Origin of the sequence: Flavobacterium sp. KACC 22758, assembly GCF_028736135.1 — a bacterium.
GTDB lineage: Bacteria > Bacteroidota > Bacteroidia > Flavobacteriales > Flavobacteriaceae > Flavobacterium > Flavobacterium johnsoniae.
On the sequence record NZ_CP117878.1, the window covers coordinates 5167614 to 5190450 of the forward strand.

The window sequence follows — 22837 nt, forward strand, 5'->3', positions numbered from 1 at the left end:
ATAACTAAAGAATTACTTTGTTTTCGGATAATCCCTACGGGATATTTTTTTGGTGGGTTTTTCAATCTACCGATATGTAACTCCTAACGGAGTATTTCCGGGAAATTAATTAGGAGTAAACAAATATTGATAGAATTTTAGATTAGATATCTATTTCAATATTTAAACTAAAAAAAACTCCGTAAGGAGTTACATATCGGTAGAATAAAATTACAGCTACAAACATTTGTCCCGTAGGGACTTTATAGATTTAGATTGATTTTAGAACTCGATAACACAAATTTACAATCCGTGTCTGCAAAGTATATCCTGAAATAATTCAGCTTATTAAATCATTACTTGTTTTTGTGCCTGTCAATAAGAAAAAAAACTATTGCCCAAAACAAACTGAATAAAAGAATAAGTATTCTAATTGCAACAAGTTTTACATCTGTATAACCTCTAAAACACCTAATTTCAAAAGCATTGGTACTAATAAACTGTACCATACAATAAATAAAAAAAAGAGCAAAAATTAAAGACAATACTTTATATATAAATCGTCTCATTTCTTACAATGCAAATATTACTTCAACAAAAATCCTAATCGAATCGAACCATAAAAATATCCAGTATTTGTATCGTTAACATCGCCTTTAAGTTCTCTTCCACGGTAAATAAAAGAATATGAAATATTGAAATTGTTACGACGGTATTTTAAACCAGCTTCTCCATTGAAACGAAGCGGCACCAAATCGAAAGTAATTGGGCTTGAATCGTTAAACATACTGCCTTCGATCGTGGCATCATAAAACTGATAATTCACGCTTGGCATTGCATAGAAATAAAATTCTCTAATATTTGGCTGAGCATTTGCATTTACCGAAGCATCATGAAGGTTAGAATCGTAAATTGGAATCAATTTTTTAAACCCAAATCTCGCCATAAATCCTGTTGAAACTCCTGTAAAAATAGTTCCCAAATTAGCTTCTGATTGAAAATGAAGATCAACAAAATCATTATGTGCAGAAGGAAACATTTTTTTAGAATACATAACATGCGCCTGAAGTCCTAAAGCATTATGAATCTGGTTTTCCCAGCCATATACTTTTTTATAACCAATCATGTTATGAAAACCTTTCTGTAAATTTTCTCCAAGAGAATTTGGTCCTATAAATCCAATTTGAAAATCTGTTTTTAAAACTGATTCGCTTTCATAAAAAAAGCTTCTTCTGGCTTCGGCAAAAAGATATCCTGCAAAAGGGCGGTCGTTTATCGTAACCGCTTCTTTGTTTATAAATCTTGGATTATAAAGATATTGCCCAATTCTAAATTCGGTGATTTTTTTGTTGATTTTCTGATTATCATTTTTAGATAAAAATCGATAAAAAAGTTCCAAACCATTGGTATAATACATATCGTATTTAGACGATGTATATAAATCATTGTCGGTTATAAAACCTATTTCTGTAGTTTTTCCTTGTCCAAAAGTTAACGCTGTGGTCAAAATCAGAAAAGCAAAAAATGCTTTTTTACTTTTTCCCATCTCCTTTATAATTGATTTTTCCAACATAACGCATCTCGCGAACAATTCTTTCTTTTCTTCTGTTAATATAACTTGATGATCCTGTAGCTTTAAATTTTCTTGGGTTTGGCAAAATTGCTGCAATTCCAGCCGCCTGCATTGGCGTTAAACTCGAAGCATCTCTGCGGTACCAATGTTCTGTTGCGGCATAAGCACCGTAAACACCATCGCCCATTTCGATACTGTTTAAATACACTTCCATGATTCGTTCTTTACCCCAGATAATTTCAATTAAAACGGTAAAATAAGCTTCAAGACCTTTACGCAGGTAACTTTTTCCCTGCCATAAAAAAACGTTTTTGGCTGTTTGCTGCGAAATGGTGCTTCCGCCTCGAATTCGGCGTCCGCGTTCGTTGCTTTTATATGCTTTTTGAAGCGCTTTAAAATCGAAACCATTGTGAGTTAAAAAAGTGGCATCTTCACTGGCAATAACTGCTTTTTGCAAATTCATTGAAATTTTTTCAATTGGTTCCCAGTCGTGGTCAAAATAAACCTCTTTTCCGTCCATTTTATTTTCGATGGCACGAATAATCATCAAAGGTGTAAAAGGTACTGGTACATATTTAAAAAACACAACCGATGCGATCGAAACTCCAAAGAACCACAAAGCAGCTTTAATAAAAAACCATTTTACTTTTTCTCCAAAAGAGCGATTTGATTTTTTTGAAGATGCGGTTTTAGGTTTTGGTTTGCTTGTAGTCGTTTTTGGTACTGGTTTCTTGGTTGCTGCCATTATATTAAATCTGCTAATTCTGTTCCTATTAAACTTCCTATCGCCACTCCCATTCCGCCCAAACGCACTCCGCAGAACACATTTTCAGACAGCTGGGTTACGACAGGATTCTTACTATTTCCTATTCCCATGATACCGCTCCATCGGTGCGCAATCTGAAAATCCTGATTTGGTAAAATTACATTTTTCAGTAAATCTTCCAATCTATTTTGAATAATTTTCGTCTCTCCAAATTCAGTTGTTGTTTCACCTTCAAAATCAAGGTTTCGACCGCCTCCTAACAAAATACGATCGTTAATATTTCTAAAATAATAATAACCGCGGTCTAAATGAAACGTTCCTTTAATATCTAAATCACGAATAGGCTCTGTAATAAGCACTTGCGCTCTTGCAGGTTTTACAGCTCCTTTGGTTAATTCACCCGCAAAACCATTGGTTGCAAAAAGCAGTTTATGAGTTTTAAAGCTAAAATCGTTCACTACAACTTCGACATGGTTTCCGGCATCGGCATACGATTTTACCGTTTGCTGATTTAAAATTAAAATATCTGAAGAAACTGCCTGTTTCAACAATTCCTGCATCATATTTCCAGTATCAATTTGTCCTTCAAACGGATTAAAAATTAAATACTCGTGAATATTTTCAAATCCAAATCGATCTACTTCTTTTGAAAAAACATCGGCTTTAAAAAGCGGTTTCAAAACTTCATTGATAAACGGAATTTTAGAAATGCATTCGCTAAACCCAAATTCATCTTCTTTTAGAAACAATTCATATCCGCCGTGGGGTTTAAAATCGATTGCCTGATCTCCTAATTTTTTTCGAAGTAATTGTAAACCTTTCCAGCGTTTTTCGATAAGTGCCACAACATCATCTTCTGAATGTGTTTTTAGATCATCCATAATTTCAGACAAACTCCCAAAACAGGCAAAACCAGCATTCTTGGTACTCGCCCCTTGTGGCAGCATTCCTCTTTCGAGGACCAGAATTTTGGCAGCAGGAAATCTTTCGCGCAAGCGTAATGCTGTATGCAGACCCACGATTCCGCTCCCTGCAATTGTATAATCAACATTCGTGAACCAGTTTTTTAGTTCCCAGTAGCTTAGTTCCATTTTTTAGAGTTTTTATAAAAATAATGATTTTTTTGAACCATATAAAAAATGTAAGTTCATTTAAATACTTTGTCTGGCTGAGCGAAGTCGAAGCCTCTTACTTTGCACCCTTCGACTTCGCTCAGGGTGACAATTGTACAATATTATTCAAAACTTTAACAATAATTGGGATTTGGAATTTAACAACTTGGGGCTTAAAAGTTGTATTTTTAGCGCACAAAAAAATAGAATAATTTGATTATGAAAAAAGTATTATTAACAACCTTAATAATGATGAGTTTAAACGCTATCGGGCAGAATGTTATGTCTCCGGAATTGTTATGGAAATTAGGAAGAGTTACACCTCTTGGAATTTCTAAAGATGCAAAAAATGTAGTTTTTAAGGTTTCTACACCTTCTGTAGAAGAAAACAAATCGCATTCTAAATTTTACACTATTCCTGTAAACGGCGGAAATGCAACCGAAATTAAAGATACAAAAGACATTCTTGCTGATAAAAACATTTCTCCAGACGGAAAATATGTTGTGTACAACGAAGAAGTAAAAATTGATAAAGTTTTAGGTAAAGATTTTTATCCAAAATTAGACAAATCTGATGCTCAAATTTATGATGGATTAGATTACCGTCATTGGGATACCTGGAACGAAGGAAAATTTAATCACGTTTTTTATAAAGAAAACAAAGACGGCGCAAAAGGAATTGACATCCTGAAAGGTGAAAATTTTGATTCTCCGCAAAAACCTTTTGGCGGTGACGAAGATTATATCTGGTCGCCAGACAGCAAAAGCATTTTTTATGTGTGCAAGAAAAAAGCAGGAACTGCTTATGCAATTTCTACCAACACAGATATTTATGAGTACAATTTAGAAACTCAAAAAACAACCAATAAAACCGATGGCAATTTAGGTTACGATACAGCACCGCAGTTTTCTCCAACAGGAAATTTATCTTGGTTACAAATGAAACGCGACGGTTATGAGTCTGACAAAAACGATATCATTGTTGAGTTTAAAGGAATCAAAACAAATTTAACGGCAAACTGGGACGGAACTGTAGATAATTTTATCTGGAGTAAAGACGGAAAAACGGTGTTTTTTGTTGCGCCAATTGACGGAACAAAACAACTTTTCTCTGTTAACTTTCCGGGGTTGACTAAAATCGCGATTCAAGTTCGTCAGTTAACAAACGGTGATTTTGATGTAAATGATTTAGTAGGTTTTTCTGGAGACGATATTATCGTTACCAGAACAGACATGAATCATGCTGGTGAGATTTTTTCTTTTAATTTGAAGAAAAATACCTGGAAACAATTATCAAACGTAAATACTGATACTTATAAAACTTTAGCATTAAGCAAAACCGAAAAACGTTACGTTACAACAACTGACGGTAAAAAGATGCTGGTTTGGGTAATCCTTCCTCCAAACTTTGATGCTTCTAAAAAATATCCAACTTTATTATTCTGCCAAGGCGGACCACAAAGTGCTTTAACACAATCGTATTCTTTCCGTTGGAATTTCTCTTTAATGGCAGCAAAAGGGTATGTTGTTGTTGCTCCAAACCGCCGCGGAATGCCGGGTCATGGTGTTGAATGGAATGAACAAATTAGTAAAGACTGGGGCGGACAAGTTATGGACGATTACCTTTCTGCAATTGACGACGTTAGCAAAGAAAGTTATGTTGACAAAAGCCGTTTAGGATGTGTTGGTGCCAGCTACGGAGGATATTCTGTATTTTATTTAGCAGGAATTCACAACAATCGTTTTAAAACTTTTATCGCTCATGATGGTGTTTTCAATACGGTTTCAATGTTAGGAACAACTGAAGAAGTTTTCTTTAACAACTGGGATTTTGGCGGACCTTATTGGGAAAAAGACAATGCTGTGGCTCAAAAAGCTTACACAACTTTTAACCCGGCAACTTTGGTTCAAAACTGGAACAGACCAATTTTGATTTTCCAGGGAGGAAAAGATTTCCGTGTACCAATCGGACAGGGACAAGAAGCTTTTCAGGCTGCGCAGTTAAGAGGCATCAAAAGCCGTTTTGTATATTTTCCAGATGAAAACCACTGGGTTCTGCATCCGCAAAATGCTCAGGTTTGGCAGGGAGAATTCTTTAAATGGCTGAACGAGACATTGTAAAATCAAGAATTAAAATAAACTTAACCGCAGCATTATTTATATAATCTGCGGTTATTTTATTTTTAGAACATTGGAATTATATAAATATTTGATTTATATTTCCTTTTGTTAAATTGAAATTTTAGATAAATTGCATGGAATTCAAATATTAAAAAACTTCCCCAACCCCAATAGATATTATGGAGAGCAAAAAAAGTTACACAGCACTCAAAGTTTTATTCAGCTATGTTGCATTACTTGCTTTGGTAGTAACTGTGGGATGGTTTTTATACTCTGAAAATGTAGTTTACAATAAACTGGAAGATAAAATTGCTCAGGAAAAAACCAAAATTCTGCGTGTAAGTAAATTATTTTCGAATGTTTACAAAACAGAAAGTTTAGCCAGACAAACCATTCAGACTAATTCTGAAAAAGATTTTAAAAGCTACCTTATCGAAACCGATTCTTTAAAGGCCAGAATTGACACTCTAAAACAAATCGTTACCACACAATATCAAAAAACACTTTTGGATAGTGTAACGTTTTTATTGTCTGAAAAAACAGAAAACATCAGACAGTTAAAAACTATAAAAAACAAAGCCGAAGATGAAGTCTCTGTCAATAATGCTATTGATGAGATTACAAAAATGGAGTTTAACCTTCGAAAACTGGAGCTTCAGGATTTTACCAAAAATCCAAATGAGTTAGGAAGTTATCAGCGAAACGTACTGCAGAAATATGTGGATTATTTAAATCAAAATATTCCCGACGACAGCACCAACACATTAAGTAAAAAAGCATCAGATTCTATTTTGGCCAATTCTAAAAAACTGCTCAGCAACGTAAAAATGAAAGCAGAAAAGAAAAAGGAAACGCTGAATTTTGAAGAAAATAAATTGCTGAAAAATGAAATTGCAATTTCAGATCAGCTTCGAAAAGTGCTTCGTATTATAGAACGAGAAATTATTATCAACTCAATAAAAAACAATTCTTTAAAAGAAAAATCACTTAAAAAAGTCAACGAAATTGTGACGGCTTCGGCTATTGCAGGTTTAATTTTGACTCTGTTTTTTTCTGTTTTAATTGTAAGTGATTATTCAAAATCGCAAGTATATAAAAAACAGCTTGAGATTGCGAATTTCAAAACCAAAAATCTATTAAAAAGCCGTGAACAATTAATCTCGACGGTAAGTCATGATTTAAAAACACCTTTGAGTACTATTGTGGGCTATTCTGAACTTTTGGGTAATTCTGATATTAATACGAAACAGTCGTATTTTATTAAAAACATCAAAAATTCATCTGAATATATTACACAGCTGGTTCAGGATTTATTAGACTTTTCGCGAATCGAAGCCGGAAAAATCACTATTGAGAAAGTTCCGTTTTTTCTTCCTGAAATTATTGAAGATACTGCCCGAAATATCCAGACAGTTTACAAACAAAAAAACATTGATTTGATTATTAATGTAGATGAAAAACTGAACACGAGAGTTGTAGGCGATCCTTTTCGACTGAAACAGATTTTGAGTAATATCATTGGAAATGCTTATAAATTTACCGAAGAAGGTCATATCAAAATCAGTTCGTATGTTAGTGAAAACGAAAACTTTTTTGTTATTACAATTGAAGATACCGGAATTGGAATTGAGAAAGGCAATCTAAAACTCGTTTTTGAAGAGTTTGCCCAGGCGAATGAAAATATCGAAAAGAAATATGGCGGAACTGGTTTAGGCCTTTCTATCTGCCAAAAGATAATTTCATTTATGGGCGGAAGAATTAGTCTGGAAAGTACTTTTGGCAAAGGCAGTACATTTGAAATTAAAGTTCCTTTGGTATTTGATCACAACGAAATTACGGTTGAAGAAATTAAGCGAAACATTAATCGAAATACAAAAAAACAAACTTTCATTGTTATTGATGATGATATTAATCTGCTCAATTTAACAAGCGGTGTTTTAAGACAGGAAAACCACGAAGTATTCTCTTTTACCAGCGCCGGAAAAGCTTTGGAAGCAATTCAGAATACTAATTTTGATTTTGTGATTACCGATATTCAAATGCCGGAAATCGATGGTTTTATGTTTTTGGAAAAACTTCGTAATTCTGAAAAAGGCATTTATAAAAATCAGCCCGTAATTGCTTTAACCGGAAGAACTGATCTCGATTCTGGTATTTACACCAGAGCTGGTTTTACAACGGTAATTAAAAAACCTTATTCTCCAAGAATATTATTGGAAACCATTCAGAATATTTTAGATAATGAAACGCTTCCTGAAATTGAAATAAATGATCCCGCAGAAATTGCTTCGCCTCAATTGTATTCTTTAGAAACTCTAAAAGATTTTTTAGGGAATGACAATGATGCTTTGAATGACGTTTTAAAAGCTTTTATAATAAGCAGTAACGAAAATTTAGATTTACTTGAAAAAGCGGTTAATGAAGAAAATATTCCCGAAATAAATTCTATAGCACACCGAATTGCACCAATGTTCAAACAGATAGAAGCCCGTGATATTGGGACAATATTAAAAACATTAGAGCAGAATAATCTGGAAATTTCAGATTTAAGGGATATCTATACCGCCTTAAAAGCAAAAACAACTAAACTATTTACTGCTTTAGAACAGGAAATAGTTTAATCGATATTGTATTGCTTTAATTTATTGTAAAGTGTTTTTCGGGTAATTTTTAAAAGTTTTGCAGCTTCAGATTTATTATTCTGAGTTCTGTTAAGTGCTTGAATAATAGCTTCTTTTTCATTGTCTGACAACGAGAAACTAGGACTGCTAAAACCTGGCTTTTGTTTTTCTGCCTGAAAAAATTCGATTGGCAGAACATCGCTTTCAATAAAATCGCCCTGAGTTAAAAGTGTAGATCGTTTAACACAGTTTTGAAGTTCACGTAAATTTCCCGGCCAGCTGTAGTTTTGAAAAATAGAAACTACTTCCGGTGAAAAACCTATAACATCTTTATTTAACTGCTGATTGGCTTTTTCAAGGAAATAATCTGCAAAAACCATTAAATCTTCGTCGCGATCTTTTAATGATGGAGACTGAATAGAGAATTCGTTGATTCTATGGTATAAATCTTCTCTAAAATCGCCGTTTTTTACTGCTTCGCGCAAATCTTCGTTTGTTGCAGTAATAATGCGTATATCGACGTTTATTTCTTTATTGCTCCCAACAGGTTTTATTTTTCTTTCCTGAAGCGCACGCAATAACTGAATTTGGTTTTCATAAGAAAGGTTTCCTATTTCATCGAGAAAAAGAGTTCCTCCGTTTGCTGCTTCAAAATATCCCATTTTATCGCTGATAGCACCCGTGAAAGAACCTTTTAAATGTCCAAAAAATTCACTCGCTGCCAATTCTTTCGGAATCGCACCGCAGTCTACCGCAATAAAATTATTGTTTTTTCTCTGGCTTTGCTGATGAATGCTTTTAGCTATAATTTCTTTTCCGGTACCGCTTTCGCCGATAATTAAAACGGACATATCGGTTGGACTTACCAGCTGAATATGATCTAAAAGTTTTTTAGAAGCTACCGAGATTCCTTTTACAAATTCATTTTCAGTTGAAACTGTCTTTTTTACAGCTTTTTTTTGTTTTACAGGAGTTTCAATTTCTTCTTCCTCTTCCTTTGAAGTCTGGAGAGCATTTGTAATTACCAGTAAAACTTCATCGGGATTAAATGGTTTTGAAATATAATCTGCTGCACCGTTTTTTATTGCTTTTACAGCCGTATTTACATCTGAATATCCAGTCATCAATATAACCGGAACTTCAGGGTATTCATTTTTGAATTCAGACATAAGTCCAATACCGTCAGAATCAGGCAGACGCAAGTCTGTCAAAATCAAATCAAATGATTCATTTTTGATTATTGCTCTGGCTTCTGAAGCGGAAAAAGCGACAGATACCTCATATTTGTTTTTTATTAGAAATTTCTCTAATAGTTTACAAAATGAAATATCATCTTCTATTACTAATATCTTTGGCATTTGCTTTTAGGGACTTTTTTGCTAAAATAATACTATTAAAGTTATAATTTCTTAAAATTATGCGAAAAAAAAAGAGATTGCACGATGCAATCTCTTTTTCACCAAAAACATAAATCTAATTTCACCTAATTTATATCTTCAACCAGTTGCCATTGACATCTGAGTACACAGTAGCCTTTTGGTCACCAACTGATATTTCTAATTTGTATTCTTTTTTATCATTAACATACGCTTTTACCAATTTTGCATTTGGATAAGCGGTTTGCAGAGCAGTTTTTACAGCCGCCGGTACAGCATCTGTAGTAACTTCTGTATATTCTGTTTGAACAGAAATCGACGTATTTACTTTATTTGGAGTTATTTCTGCTAATGCAGGAATTGATAAACTTCCTAAAATAATAACTGCTGAGATGGCTAACTTTTTCATATTGCTCTGTGTTTAATTATTTTTTAATGATATTTCCTGAAGCATCTGTAAATACAGTATACTTTTTGTCTCCGCTTGAAATTTCAAGTTTGTACTCATTCTTGTCGTTTTTGTACGCTTTTTCAAGTTTTGTACCTGGAAATGATTTTTCAATTGTTGACTTTACAGCTGCTGGTACAGCATCTGCAGTAACTTCAGTATACCCGTCCTGGATATTAACTGATGCAATTATTGAATTTACTTGTGATGGAACAGCTGCCTGTACAGACAGACCTCCCAAAATAATTGCTGCTGATAAGATTAATTTATTCATAATGCTTAATTTTTATAATTATTTTTTAAGGATATTCCCTGTTGCATCAGTGTAAACAATCGATTTTTCCCCTCTTACTGTGATTTCAATTTTATATTCTTTATTTGAATTCACAAATGCTTTTTCAAGTTTTACACCCGGATAAGCATCATCCAGAGATTTTTTAATCGCTGCCGGAACGGCGTCGATTTCTTTATAATCATCTTGATAGTTTACTGAATTTACTGTCGTGGTGGTTAAAACAGTATTTTCTGCCTGCATTGACAGCCCTCCTAAAAGGATTGCTGCCGATAATATTAGCTTTTTCATAATAATAGTTTTTTAGGGTTAGTTTTTTATTTTTTTACCCAAGTTCCATCTGCATTAGCATAAAGAGAACCTACTTTGTCTCCAACTTTTACTTCTAATTTGTATTGAGAAGCACTGTTTTTGTATGCTTTATTAAGAACTGCATCTGGATATGCTTTTTTAAGTGCATCTGTTACCGCTGCCGGTACTTCTGTTAATGCTACTTCTGTATAATCATCTTGAAATGATACTTCTTTTACGATTGTATTTGAAATTGGAGAAGTTGAAGCAAATGATGTTAAACCTCCCAAAACGATTGCGGCTGATAAAAATAAATTTTTCATGATAGTGATATTTTAATATTGTTAATTTAATTTTAGTATTCTTAATCTGGATTTCCATAAGAACCTAAGTTAGATTGTTTGAATAGTTTTTACTCTTAGAGTTTTTTAGATTATTTTTTAATCCAGGTTCCGTCAGCATTAGCGAATAGATTACCTACTTTGTCTCCTACTGTTACGTCTAATTTATACTCTGATTTCTCGTTTTTGTATGCTTTAGTAATTACAGCATCTGGATATGCTTTTTTCAAAGCCTCAACAATTGGTGCTGGTAATTCTTCTAATTTAATTTCAGTATAATCGTCTGCAACTGAAATAACTTTTATAATAGAGTTTGTAATTGGAGTTGTAGAAGCAAATGATGTCAAACCTCCTAAAACGATCGCGGCTGATAAAAATAAATTTTTCATAATGTGTATATTTTAATAGTTAATAGTTTGTTTTACGCTTTAGATAAAGAAACTATTGTGCCGAAAACCAAACATTACTACTAAAACCTACATAAAGCCTTGCTAATAAAGGGATTTACAGCTTTATGCCAAAAAATGAAAAATATAGAAAAGTGTGTAAACTGGTAAAACAGTGTGTAAAAAGTATACACAATTAGTGTTTACTTCAATTAAAAAACAATATAACTTATCAAAATCAAAACAAGCTTATTGACAGAAAAATTTATTTTAGAACAAAAAAGGCCGTCAATATTGACGGCCTTTAAATTATTCTGGACTATTCATTTTGAAAGTATCCATAAATGCAGTTGTATAATCTCCTGCAATATATTTTGGATCATCCATTAATTGTCTGTGGAAAGGTATTGTAGTTTTCACACCTTCGATTACAAACTCATCAAGAGCTCTTCGCATTTTGCTGATAGCTTCTTCACGAGACTGCGCAGTTGTAATTAACTTAGCAATCATAGAATCGTAATTTGGCGGAATACTGTAACCTGAGTAAACGTGAGTATCTAAACGAACTCCGTGACCTCCCGGCATATGAAGCGTAGTAATTTTTCCTGGTGAAGGACGGAAATCATTATAAGGATCTTCGGCATTAATACGACATTCAATAGCGTGTAATTCTGGAAGGTAGTTTTTTCCAGAAATTGGAATTCCGGCAGCAACCATAATCTGCTCACGAATTAAATCGTAATCAATTACTTGTTCAGTAATAGGGTGCTCAACCTGAATACGTGTATTCATTTCCATGAAATAGAAGTTTCTGTGTTTATCAACAAGAAACTCTACAGTTCCAGCTCCTTCGTATTTAATGAATTCAGCAGCTTTTACAGCAGCTTCTCCCATTCTTGTACGTAAGTCATCTGTCATGAAAGGTGAAGGCGTTTCTTCAGTAAGTTTTTGGTGACGACGTTGTACTGAGCAGTCTCTTTCAGAAAGGTGACATGCTTTTCCATAAGAATCTCCAACAACCTGAATTTCGATATGACGCGGTTCTTCAATAAGTTTCTCCATGTACATTCCGTCATTTCCAAATGCTGCAGCAGCTTCCTGACGTGCGCTTTCCCAAGCTTTTAAAAGCTCATCTTCTTTCCAGATAGCACGCATTCCTTTTCCACCACCACCAGCAGTAGCTTTCATCATTACCGGGTAACCAATTTCTGCTGCTGTTTTTTGTGCATGTTCGTAAGATTCTAATAATCCGTCTGAACCTGGCACACATGGAACTCCTGCTGCTTTCATTGTAGCTTTTGCAGAAGCTTTATCTCCCATTCTGTCGATCATTTCAGGAGCGGCACCAATAAATTTGATTCCGTGCTCTTGACAAATTTTCGAGAATTTAGCATTCTCAGAAAGGAAACCGTATCCTGGGTGTATTGCATCTGCATTTGTAATTTCTGCAGCAGCAATAATGTTTGACATTTTTAAATACGATAAGTTACTTGGAGGAGGACCAATACAAACCGCTTCATCTGCAAATTTAACGTGCAGACTTTCTGCATCTGCTGTAGAATAAACTGCAACAGTTTTGATTCCCATTTCCTTGCACGTACGAATTACACGAAGTGCAATTTCTCCTCTATTCGCAATTAATATTTTTTTAAACATCTTATTTTAATTAGATAATTAGACAATTTGATAATTAGATAATTTTAGATGCCTGATGTATTAATTCTGTCAGATCGATCTAAAATCTAAAATCTAAAATCTAAATTTATTTATGATGGATCTACTAAGAATAAAGGTTGGTCAAATTCAACTGGAGACATATCGTCAACAAGAATTTTCACAATTTTACCTGAAACTTCTGATTCAATTTCGTTGAATAATTTCATTGCTTCAATTACGCAAAGAACATCTCCTTTAGCAACTGTGCTTCCAACTTCAGTGAAAACTGGTTTGTCTGGAGATGGTTTTCTATAGAATGTTCCAATGATTGGAGATTTTATAGTAACATATTTAGAATTATCAGCAGCAGGAGCTTGAGTTTCAGCCGGCACGTTTACAACTACTGGAGCAGTAACTTGCGGTGTTGCTTGAGGCAATGCAGCCTGAGCAGGTAATTGCTGAACATAAGTAGCTTCAGTTACATTTGTTTCTAAAGTTGTTCTAATAGTGATTTTCACATCATCCATTTCTAACTTCACTTCTGCAACGCCCGAATTTGCTACAAATTTGATTAGGTTTTGAATTTCTTTTAAATCCATAATGATTCGATTTTAGTTTTAATTTATTTCTTATCGTAAGCCCATTTTAGGTAAATAGATCCCCAAGTGAATCCACCTCCAAATGCTGCTAAAATAATATTATCTCCTTTTTTGAATTGATTTTCAAAATCGCTTAATACCAAAGGTAATGTTCCTGAAGTTGTATTACCATATCTTTCGATATTAACTAGCACTTTAGACTCTTCTAACTCTAGTCTTCCTGCAGTTGCATCGATGATGCGTTTGTTTGCCTGGTGAGGCACTAACCAATCAACATCCTGATTCGTTAAATTGTTTCTTTGCAAGATTAGTTCGCTGGCATCAGCCATATTGGTTACAGCATATTTAAAAACTGTTTTACCATCCTGCATAATATTGTGTTGTCTGTTTTTTACAGTATCTTCTGAAGCTGGTATCAAAGATCCTCCAGCTGGTATTTTAAGAAAATCGCGTCCTACACCATCACTTCTTAAATATTCGTCTTGCAGACCAAGACCTTCGTAATTTGGCTCAAACAAAACTGCTCCTGCTCCATCACCAAAAATAATACAAGTTGCTCTGTCTGTGTAATCTACAATTGATGACATTTTATCGGCACCAATTAAAAGAACTTTTTTATATCTTCCAGATTGTACATAAGCCGCAGCAGTAGACATTCCGTATAAGAAACTTGAACAAGCTGCCTGCAAATCGTATGCAAATGCATTAACAGCTCCAATTTCTGTTGCAACATAAACTCCTGTTGAAGCTACCATCATATCTGGTGTTGCAGTTGCCATAATAACCATATCAATTTCAAGAGGATCGATATTAGCTTTTGCTATTAAATCCTGTGCTGCTTGTATGGCAAGGTAAGATGTACCTTTATCAGCATCTTTAAGAATTCTTCTTTCTTTAATTCCTGTACGAGTGGTAATCCATTCGTCATTGGTATCTACCATTGTTTCCAACACTTTGTTTGAAAGCACAAAGTCTGGAACGTAGCCTCCAACAGCGGTAATTGCGGCTGTGATTGTATTCATTATATTCTATTATTTCCTTTCAAATATTAGTATTTGAAAAATTTTTAAAAGACTCGAAAATTACAAAAAAAATTAAAACGAATTTGCCTGTATTTTCTTAAAAAACAAAAATTATAACCAACAAAAAAAACTCTCACTATGTGAGAGTTCTAGTATAATTTACAAAAACGTATTAAGCAACCGCTTCAGATTTATCGATAACAACTTGCCCTCTGTAGTACATTTTACCTTCATGCCAGTAAGCTCTGTGGTATAAATGTGCTTCACCTGTAATAGGACATGTAGCGATTTGAGCTACAGTAGCTTTATAGTGTGTTCTTCTCTTATCTCTTCTTGTTTTCGAGGTTTTTCTCTTAGGATGTGCCATTTTACTATATTATTTATCCGTTAATAGTTTCTTTAATTTTTCCCAACGCGGGTCAATATCTTCTTCTTGTTTACTCTCTTCCTTTTGTTCTTTTACGCTTAATTCATTTAGTTTGTTTAAAGCTTCGGTTTGTAATGTACCGTCTTTAACTCCCGGATGAATTCTTTTTTGGGGCACTGAAAGTGCAATCATTTCATAAATGTATTGTGACACATCTAATTCATGTTCTCCATGCGGCAAAATCAACAATTCTTCATTATCATCGTTAAATTCATCTCCAAAGCGTACAATTAATTTCATTTTCCCTTTTAAAGGAAGATCAAAATCTTCGCTTGTTAGATCACAAGGTACATTTACGGTTCCTTTGTGTTTGAATTCTAACTCTAACATATTGCTTTTCTTATCGAAAATCAAATCGACTTTAATATCTGCACTTTGAAACTCATCGTATTCAAAGTCCTTAAAGAACGTGTTATCTATTTGATATTCAAAATGGTGTTTTCCCAGCTTTAATCCTACGAAAGGAATTAAAAATTCTTTTGATTTGCTCATTTCAACATCAATTTGTACAATCCAAATACAAAACTACATATCTGAATTGGGGTGCAAAGATATAAAATTATTATAAATCTAATAATCTTATTGACCTTTTTTTGTTTATAACTGTTTTTCTTTTATTTTTAGAGGTTTTTCGCTAATCTCCTCATACTGATTACGCGAGCGAAAAATATCCAATGCCAGATAAACGGCTTCTTTAAACGAGTTGAAATCTGCCATGTCTTTTCCGGCAATATCATAACCTGTACCATGATCCGGCGAAGTTCTCACTCTATTTAATCCCGCTGTATAGTTGACTCCTTTACCAAACGACAATGTTTTAAAAGGTATTAATCCCTGATCGTGATAAGTCGCCACAACAGCATCATATTTCTCATATTGTCCGCTTCCAAAAAATCCATCTGCAGAAAAAGGTCCAAAAACCAAAGTACCGCTGTCAAATATTTTTTTCAAAACAGGTTTTAAAACTAAATCGTCTTCTTTTCCAATTACACCACCGTCTCCACAATGCGGATTTAATCCTAAAACTGCAATTTTTGGTTTTACGATACTAAAATCCTGAATCAAAGATTTTTTAATAGTTTCGATTTTTCTAACTATTAATTCTTCTGTTAAATGAGAAGAAACTTGATTTAACGGCACATGATCTGTCAACAATCCAACTCTTAGATTATCCTGAACCATCATCATCAGTGCATTTCCTTCTAACTCCTGATCTAAATAATCTGTATGTCCGGGAAATTTAAAATCTTCTGACTGAATATTGTATTTATTAATTGGCGCCGTAACCAAAACATCAATCAGATCTTCTTTTAAAGCCTTTGTAGCCGCAACAAACGATTTTATTGCATATTCTCCAATTTTCTCATCATTAGTTCCAAAATTAATATCTACTCCTTCTTTCCAAAGGTTATAAACATTTACTTTTCCCGGAATAATTTGATCTAATTTATCTACACCATGAAATTGAACCGTAGATGTAAAACTTTTTTTAACAAAAGAAAGTATTTTAGCATTTGCGAAAATAACCGGTGTACACAATTCTAACATTCTTGAATCTTCGAATGTTTTTAGTATAACTTCGCTTCCAATACCGTTTAAATCTCCTACTGAAATTCCAACAATTATATTTTCTGCTTTTTTATTCATGAGCTCAGCTTATTTATTACTAATTTTGATGTGCAAATTTAGTAAAATAAAACCACAATGTTTACAGGAATTATTGAAACCCTTGGAAGGATTCACGAAATACAAAAAGATAAAAACAACTTACACGTTACAGTTGACTCATCAATTACAAACGAATTAAAAATTGACCAAAGTGTATCGCATAATGGAATATGCCTTACAGTAGTTGCTATAAAAGATTCTTTTTATACTGTTACTGCAATCGAAGAAACAATCTTAAAGACCAATATTGGCGACTGGAAAGTAAACGATATTGTAAATCTGGAAAGAGGAATGAAACTTGGCGACCGTCTCGACGGACATATTGTACAGGGACATGTGGACCAAACTGGCGTATGTACAAAGATAGAAGAAGCTAACGGCAGCTGGAATTATACTTTTGAATACGATAAAAACCTCAACAACATAACTATCGAAAAAGGATCTATTACTGTTAACGGAGTAAGTTTAACAGTTGTAAATTCTCAAACAAACGAATTCAGTGTTTCGATAATACCTTACACTTTTGAAAACACTAACTTTAAAGATTTTAAAGTTGGAACAAAAATAAATTTAGAATTTGATGTCGTTGGAAAGTACATTTCGAGACTTTACTCGATAAACAAATAAGAAAGAAAATTTACTTCATAAAAAAAGCTTCAATTTAAATTGAAGCTTTTTTTATTTTATTTCGATATATAACTGCTGTACCCAATAGTAATCCGGCAGCAATTAAATAAGGTAAATCTTCATCAATAGGACCTTCTAAAGGATTTTCTGGGTCTGGCCCACAACTTGGACAAGGTGGCTGTGACAAAACACTTGACACATTCAATACTAGAAAAAATACTAAAAAAATAATTCTTATTATCTTCATAAACTTGGGGCGCTGAAAATCAATACTATAACAATAATGGCAAATATTTTTCATTCAAATTCCTCATAAAAAAGACGCTTTCATGGAAATTCTTTGGCAAAAATATATGATTTTTAGAAAAAAACAACTTTATAACTAAAAAGACCTCACAACCTTAACATACGTATTATAATGTAATTCGGATTTTTTATTATTCATCTTATTCAGTATAGCAACAAATAAAATCTTCTTTTTTCTTTGTAATACCTTATTAAACGGGGCTTTACTATTATTTATTACCTAAAATTCATACTTGTATAAAAATACACTTTGTTTTTATAATTTTAAAAAAATATCAAATTTTTTTTTTCGGAAAAAATATCAAAATTTAAATAAGTCAGAAAGAACTGTAAATAATTCCATTTAAAACAGACTCATTTTTCTTTTTAAATTATCACATTGATCAAGTGTCCGCGAATTAATATATTTGCATAATTATAAGAGAACCTAAAAAGGTCTTTTCATTAAATCAGGACAAATAATAAATGAAGAAAACAGTTGGAAGTTTGTATGCTGGTGTAGGCGGTATATGTTTGGGTTTTAAAAAAGCGGGGTTTGAACTAGAATGGGCAAATGAATTTGACAAAAATGCCTGTATAACCTACAAAAATAATTTTGAACATAATCTTATTGAAGGTGATGTAATGGCTCTGGACGTTACTTCGCTTAAAAAAATAAACATTTTAACTGCAGGATTTCCCTGTCAGCCATTTTCGGTTGCGGGCTATCGAAAAGGTTTTGAGGACAGCAGAGGAAATCATTTCTTTAAAATTTTGGATTTTGTAGACGAAATGCGCCCTAATGTTATTTTTCTTGAAAATGTAAAAAACCTAAAAGGGCACGACAAAGGAAACACTATCAAAGTTATCGAAAACGAAATCAGAAAACGCGGTTATACTTTTGACAGCGCAGTTTTGAACACCAAAGATTTTGGAAACATTCCTCATAACAGAGAAAGAATTTTCATTGTTGCTTTTGACAAAGATTATATCAAAGATGATAAATTCGAGTTTCATTTCCCTGAAAAAGAAGACTTAACCAAATCGATCAAGGATTTAATTACCAAAGAAAAAGTCGACGAGAAATTTTATTATCACGAAGACAAATACATGTACGATATGCTGAGAGAATCTATCACAAACAAGGATAGAATTTATCAGTTTAGACGACAATATGTTCGTGAAAACAAATCAAGCGTTTGCCCTACCCTTACTGCCAATATGGGAACCGGCGGCCACAATGTACCGCTTATTACAACCGATTTTGGTTTTAGAAAACTAACCCCAAGAGAATGTTTTAGATTTCAGGGTTTTCCTGATGATTTTAAACTTCCTGCTATTTCAAATTCGCATTTGTATAAACAGGCTGGAAACTCTGTAAGTATGCCTGTAATTGAAAGACTGGCATCTGAAATTTATAAAGTACTTGAAAAAGTAGAATCGAAGAAAACGAAAAAATCTAAAGAGAAAGCTTAAACTGTCCGTCCTGAGTTTCTGATATTTTTTCTATAAAAGATTCGTATTCGTCTAATTTTGTAAAATCTATAAAATAGTCTTGCTCTGTTGATTTCGTAATTTTTACGCTGTCGTAACCAATTTTTCTGAGTTTGTCATAAGTCAGAACTTCATTTTCGTTGAGCATTAAAACGTCGCGAAGCATCCAGTCGGCCATGGCTTTGTTTGGATTTGTCATCAAAGCTTTGCTTCCGTCCTGGCAGACTTTTGCTGAAAGAACTTTACCATTGGGAATTTTAAGATTAAAAATAACGTCTTTTTCTGGAAAAAAATCCGGAGCGTTATTTCTTATTTTTGAAGGTATCGAAATATAAACCTCTCCCGGATCTCTTTTTCTTCCGCCTGCGTTCCATTGATTCAACTGGCTTTTTATAGGCACAATTGGCTCTTTTAATTTCTTTTTGGCTTCGGGAGAATATAAAGGCAGGATAACATAATCTACAAACGGAATCAGTTCTTCTTCTGTCAACAAACCAATAGCATTTTGAAGCTTTACTTTTACAGCATCAGTTTGTTTGTTTAAACTTGGCTGTGCCAGATTTAAAAGTACGTTAATTGGTTCTTCTAAAATCTCAACATTAATTTCTATACATTCCAGAGGAATTATGAAGCGCTTCATTAAAACGCTTTTGGAAAAATTAAAATTATATTCGTTTAAAGCGTCTTTAAACTTAAGCGAACTTTTTGTCTCTTCCAGAATTTCAATTGAATTCTTATCGATTAAATCATAAGAAGTTTCAAAAACCTTAATCAATAATTTATCACGGCCAATAATGTGATACACTCTGTTTTGAGTATTATAAAGTCGGTCTGCAAATTCGATTCTTTCATTTCTAAAATCGGCTAGTTTATTTGCCAGATCCAAACCTTTTAGCATTCTAAGCTCAGAACTTCTTGAATTAAACTCTGCAACCTTCTCAATTTTTGAACTTCCGGATAATACAAATGTTTTAATACCAACCCCGCAGCCATTTATTATAGCATCGTATGCAACATCTGCACGTGCGAGATTATCAGCACCAAAAGCTTTACAAAAAGCATTTTCAGCAACTCGGTATTGAATAAAAGGTTTGTCTGAAGAACTAAACAAATTCGAAAATGCACCAATTGCCTTTAAAGCACTTGTATAATTTTCGATATTTTGATTTGTTTGCGTTTGTAGAAACATTATTTATTTTGAAAGTTCAATTTCTTCTCTAATTTTTTCGATGCAAGATTCTAATTCTTTTTGAATTTCTTTGCTCCAAAACCGTAAAACTTTCCAATTTTTTGAAAGCAAATGTTCATTGACTTCAATATCACGTTTCATATTTCGTTCGATTTTCGGAATCCAATAGTCGCGATTCGATTTAATTCGAAGCTGCTGTGTTTCCCAATCTTTTCCGTGAAAAAATTCGCTGTCAATAAAAATGGCAATTTTATAATTGGCAAAAGTCAAATCTGGTTTACCGAATATTTTTTTATTGTTTTTGCGATAACGATACCCTAATTTCCACAAAGCTTTAGCCAAACGAACCTCATCTTTTGTAGCCGTGCTTTTTATCGCCTGCATATTTTTTCTCCGTTGTTCAGGAGTTAGATTATCCATCGTTTTTTTAAGATTAAATTGTCTTTGAATGATAAATTTAATCTATTTTTCTATTAAACCCGAATACAAATCTTTTAAATCATGTAAATCTACAGATTGAATATAATAATTTTCAGCATCCATCTTGGTTCTTCCGTTCAGCAAAGCATTTTTAGGAATAACATATTGATTTTTAATTATGTGCCGAATTGTTTTTACAGAACAACAACCCGGAATGTCATAAAACCAAACTGCTTTTTCAATTTCCTGCCATAAATTTTCTTTATTTTCAGCAGCATCTTTTAAAATAAATTTTATATCAGGTTTAATTCTAGCCAAAACAAAATAATCATAGACAGCCGTTTTCGAAAGATCATGATTCGGAATATACATTCCTTCTGAATTCCAATCTTTTGTTTCCAAAAGCAAAAGATTAGAAAAAAAAGCGGCCGACTTTACACAAATAAATTTTCCGTTTGCTTTTAAATCGGTTTCATCCCAGACTCCTTTTCCATGTATACTAAAATCAGGAACTTCAACTTCAATATTCTGGAGTTTTAAAATTACATGCAATATGATTTCTGCCAATTTTCCCTGAAAAGTATTTTGAAAAATCTCCAACGGCGTGCGATTCAACTGCCCGCCCGATCTTTTAATTCTATGAAATCCATCACCATAAACCATTTCATATGCAAAATCAAAAGCTTGTTTTACAAAAGCGGCATCAACAGGTTTTCCTTCAAATGTTTTTTTTGAAGTTATGAAATAACCGTTATCTCTTTGATCTAATTTCATGATTTGCTTTATTAATCAATCTTTAAAAGAAAAACATAAAAGTAGACATTTTAAAGAATAATACTACATAAAAAAGAATGATCAAAAAAAAGCCCAGCTTATTAGCTGAGCCTTAATTTGATGAATTATTTATTTATTAGTTTTTCAAGTCTTTGTATCATTTCATCTTTCTCTTTCAGCATTCGCTCGAACAAAACGATTTTTTCTTCGTGAAGTTTTTTTATTTCCTCAATTGGATTGTTATTAAAAACTTCTATTCTGTTATTGAACATAGCATTATCCGAGAAATTACATGAAATTAAATTCACCGCCTGCTCTTCATCAAAATTCTGAAAAGCTTCAACAGGAATCTTTAAAACTGCAGAGATTTGTTTAAGCAGATTATCTTCGATTACATCTTTCTGCTCCAGCATAGAAATTTTCTTTTGATTCCAATCTTCTCCTAAATCATAAGCCAATGCCTCTTGCTTTATTTTAAGCATTTCTCTAAAACGTTTTACGTTTCTTCCATGATGTATTTTCTGTTCCATAATAGTATTAAATTCCCTAAAAGCTCAAAGATAAAGCTGTTTTGGATCTGCTTTTCAAAGATAGAAAAATATCCTGCAAAACATTCTTTTGTAAGATATTATTCATATCCCAAACAGACTATTCTTCTAAAGAAATTAGATTTACACAATCTTTTTAATAACCAAACATAAAAAAAGCCTCTACATTTCTGTAAAGGCTTTCTATTCTAAAGAAGTGGTCCCACCTGGGCTCGAACCAGGGACCACCTGATTATGAGTCAGGTGCTCTAACCAGCTGAGCTATAGGACCGGTTTAGAGGATGCAATATTACTACTATTTTTGCTTCACTCCAAATATTTTAAGACATGATTTTCATTTAATTTAAATTAAACCTATTTGTTTTAAAAACAAGATTGATTTTCAATAGATTATTTAAAATAAAAAATCATCTTTTTTTATTTAATTTCCTGGCAAAGCTCGACCAAAACGCCATTTGTGTTCTTCGGATGCAGAAAAACCACTAGTTTATTGTCGGCTCCTTTCTTCGGAACTTTGTTTATCAGCACAAATCCTTCATTTTTTAAGCGCGAAATTTCAGCATTGATGTCTTCAACATCAAAAGCGATATGATGAATTCCTTCGCCTTTCTTTTCTAAAAATTTTGCAATTGGGCTTTCAGGGTTTGTTGCCATCAAAAGCTCAATTTTGTTTGTTCCGGTTTGAAAGAAAGAAGTCAAAACGCCTTCACTTTCTACCGTTTCTTCTTTGTATGACGGAACGCCCAATAATTTCTCGAACAATACATTTGCATCATCCATATTTTTTACGGCAATTCCAATATGTTCTATTTTGTTTACCAT

General features: G+C 33.1%; 25 protein-coding genes and 1 tRNA gene. 4 read left to right on the plus strand and 22 right to left on the minus strand.

The window, feature by feature from the left end:
• Positions 1-565: 565 nt before the first annotated feature.
• From PQ462_RS22090 to PQ462_RS22100, 3 genes are read right to left on the minus strand one after another with little or no spacing between them, the layout of a single operon-like run.
• Positions 566-1525 carry a lipid A deacylase LpxR family protein gene (locus PQ462_RS22090; protein ID WP_274251601.1) on the minus strand — a complete coding sequence of 320 codons (960 nt, stop codon included), beginning with the start codon at positions 1523-1525 and terminating at the stop codon, positions 566-568.
• A complete protein-coding gene (gene mtgA / locus PQ462_RS22095) occupies positions 1512-2297 on the minus strand; it encodes a monofunctional biosynthetic peptidoglycan transglycosylase (RefSeq protein ID WP_012022724.1) in 786 nt (261 codons plus the stop codon). The genes PQ462_RS22090 and mtgA overlap by 14 nt, the downstream gene beginning before the upstream one ends.
• Complete coding sequence (locus tag PQ462_RS22100; protein WP_274251602.1) at positions 2297-3409, minus strand: NAD(P)/FAD-dependent oxidoreductase; 1113 nt, start codon at positions 3407-3409, stop codon at positions 2297-2299. The genes mtgA and PQ462_RS22100 overlap by 1 nt, the downstream gene beginning before the upstream one ends.
• A gap of 240 nt (positions 3410-3649) precedes the next feature.
• Here PQ462_RS22100 and PQ462_RS22105 point away from each other — a divergent pair, with 240 nt between their 5' ends.
• Complete coding sequence (locus PQ462_RS22105; RefSeq protein ID WP_274251603.1) at positions 3650-5551, plus strand: S9 family peptidase; 1902 nt, start codon at positions 3650-3652, stop codon at positions 5549-5551.
• Positions 5552-5730: 179 nt separating this feature from the next.
• Positions 5731-8172, plus strand: a complete 2442-nt coding sequence (locus PQ462_RS22110) for an ATP-binding response regulator (RefSeq protein WP_274251604.1) — start codon at positions 5731-5733, stop codon at positions 8170-8172.
• Here PQ462_RS22110 and PQ462_RS22115 read toward each other — a convergent pair.
• From PQ462_RS22115 to pdxA, 12 genes are all read right to left on the minus strand, one after another.
• Complete coding sequence (locus PQ462_RS22115) at positions 8169-9530, minus strand: sigma-54-dependent transcriptional regulator (protein WP_274251606.1); 1362 nt, start codon at positions 9528-9530, stop codon at positions 8169-8171. The genes PQ462_RS22110 and PQ462_RS22115 overlap by 4 nt on opposite strands.
• A 130-nt stretch (positions 9531-9660) precedes the next feature.
• Positions 9661-9957, minus strand: a complete 297-nt coding sequence (locus PQ462_RS22120) for a hypothetical protein (RefSeq protein WP_274251608.1) — start codon at positions 9955-9957, stop codon at positions 9661-9663.
• Between the two features lie 16 nt (positions 9958-9973).
• On the minus strand, positions 9974-10270 hold the full coding sequence (locus PQ462_RS22125) for a PepSY-like domain-containing protein (protein ID WP_274251609.1): 297 nt from the start codon (positions 10268-10270) through the stop codon (positions 9974-9976).
• 18 nt (positions 10271-10288) lie between these two features.
• Complete coding sequence (locus tag PQ462_RS22130; RefSeq protein WP_274251610.1) at positions 10289-10579, minus strand: hypothetical protein; 291 nt, start codon at positions 10577-10579, stop codon at positions 10289-10291.
• Positions 10580-10605: 26 nt separating this feature from the next.
• Entirely contained in the window at positions 10606-10902 is a 297-nt protein-coding gene (locus tag PQ462_RS22135) for a hypothetical protein (protein WP_274251611.1), read from the minus strand.
• 110 nt (positions 10903-11012) lie between these two features.
• Positions 11013-11309 (minus strand): hypothetical protein, encoded by a 297-nt coding sequence (locus PQ462_RS22140; RefSeq protein ID WP_012022733.1) that lies wholly within the window; start codon positions 11307-11309, stop codon positions 11013-11015.
• A 306-nt stretch (positions 11310-11615) separates the two neighbouring features.
• Positions 11616-12962, minus strand: coding sequence for an acetyl-CoA carboxylase biotin carboxylase subunit (gene accC, locus PQ462_RS22145; protein ID WP_012022734.1), 1347 nt, complete (start codon positions 12960-12962; stop codon positions 11616-11618).
• A 110-nt stretch (positions 12963-13072) separates the two neighbouring features.
• Positions 13073-13561 (minus strand): acetyl-CoA carboxylase biotin carboxyl carrier protein, encoded by a 489-nt coding sequence (gene accB, locus PQ462_RS22150; RefSeq protein WP_012022735.1) that lies wholly within the window; start codon positions 13559-13561, stop codon positions 13073-13075.
• A 23-nt stretch (positions 13562-13584) separates the two neighbouring features.
• Positions 13585-14583: a beta-ketoacyl-ACP synthase III gene (locus PQ462_RS22155; protein ID WP_012022736.1), complete on the minus strand. Its 999-nt coding sequence runs from the start codon at positions 14581-14583 to the stop codon at positions 13585-13587.
• Between the two features lie 172 nt (positions 14584-14755).
• Positions 14756-14950: a 50S ribosomal protein L32 gene (rpmF, locus tag PQ462_RS22160; RefSeq protein ID WP_008465217.1), complete on the minus strand. Its 195-nt coding sequence runs from the start codon at positions 14948-14950 to the stop codon at positions 14756-14758.
• A 9-nt stretch (positions 14951-14959) separates the two neighbouring features.
• A complete protein-coding gene (locus PQ462_RS22165; protein WP_012022737.1) occupies positions 14960-15502 on the minus strand; it encodes a YceD family protein in 543 nt (180 codons plus the stop codon).
• 105 nt (positions 15503-15607) lie between these two features.
• Positions 15608-16657, minus strand: coding sequence for a 4-hydroxythreonine-4-phosphate dehydrogenase PdxA (gene pdxA / locus PQ462_RS22170; RefSeq protein ID WP_012022738.1), 1050 nt, complete (start codon positions 16655-16657; stop codon positions 15608-15610).
• A 57-nt stretch (positions 16658-16714) separates the two neighbouring features.
• Here pdxA and PQ462_RS22175 point away from each other — a divergent pair, with 57 nt between their 5' ends.
• Positions 16715-17305 (plus strand): riboflavin synthase, encoded by a 591-nt coding sequence (locus PQ462_RS22175; protein ID WP_012022739.1) that lies wholly within the window; start codon positions 16715-16717, stop codon positions 17303-17305.
• A 34-nt stretch (positions 17306-17339) separates the two neighbouring features.
• Here the strand turns inward: PQ462_RS22175 and PQ462_RS22180 are convergent, their stop codons facing one another.
• Positions 17340-17552 (minus strand): hypothetical protein, encoded by a 213-nt coding sequence (locus PQ462_RS22180; protein WP_274251613.1) that lies wholly within the window; start codon positions 17550-17552, stop codon positions 17340-17342.
• 524 nt (positions 17553-18076) lie between these two features.
• Here PQ462_RS22180 and dcm point away from each other — a divergent pair.
• Positions 18077-19066: a DNA (cytosine-5-)-methyltransferase gene (gene dcm / locus PQ462_RS22185; RefSeq protein ID WP_012022741.1), complete on the plus strand. Its 990-nt coding sequence runs from the start codon at positions 18077-18079 to the stop codon at positions 19064-19066.
• On the opposite strand, the gene PQ462_RS22190 is transcribed toward dcm, so the two are convergent.
• From PQ462_RS22190 to mce, 6 genes are all read right to left on the minus strand, one after another.
• On the minus strand, positions 19050-20273 hold the full coding sequence (locus PQ462_RS22190) for a restriction endonuclease (RefSeq protein ID WP_274251614.1): 1224 nt from the start codon (positions 20271-20273) through the stop codon (positions 19050-19052). The two genes, dcm and PQ462_RS22190, sit on opposite strands and share 17 nt — an antisense overlap.
• A 3-nt stretch (positions 20274-20276) precedes the next feature.
• Positions 20277-20693 carry a very short patch repair endonuclease gene (locus PQ462_RS22195; RefSeq protein ID WP_044047453.1) on the minus strand — a complete coding sequence of 139 codons (417 nt, stop codon included), beginning with the start codon at positions 20691-20693 and terminating at the stop codon, positions 20277-20279.
• Positions 20694-20735: 42 nt separating this feature from the next.
• Positions 20736-21467: a hypothetical protein gene (locus PQ462_RS22200; protein WP_274251615.1), complete on the minus strand. Its 732-nt coding sequence runs from the start codon at positions 21465-21467 to the stop codon at positions 20736-20738.
• Positions 21468-21592: 125 nt separating this feature from the next.
• On the minus strand, positions 21593-21997 hold the full coding sequence (locus PQ462_RS22205) for a helix-turn-helix domain-containing protein (protein WP_274251616.1): 405 nt from the start codon (positions 21995-21997) through the stop codon (positions 21593-21595).
• Between the two features lie 215 nt (positions 21998-22212).
• Positions 22213-22286: transfer RNA gene (locus tag PQ462_RS22210), tRNA-Ile, on the minus strand.
• Positions 22287-22432: 146 nt separating this feature from the next.
• A complete protein-coding gene (gene mce, locus PQ462_RS22215) occupies positions 22433-22837 on the minus strand; it encodes a methylmalonyl-CoA epimerase (RefSeq protein WP_274251617.1) in 405 nt (134 codons plus the stop codon).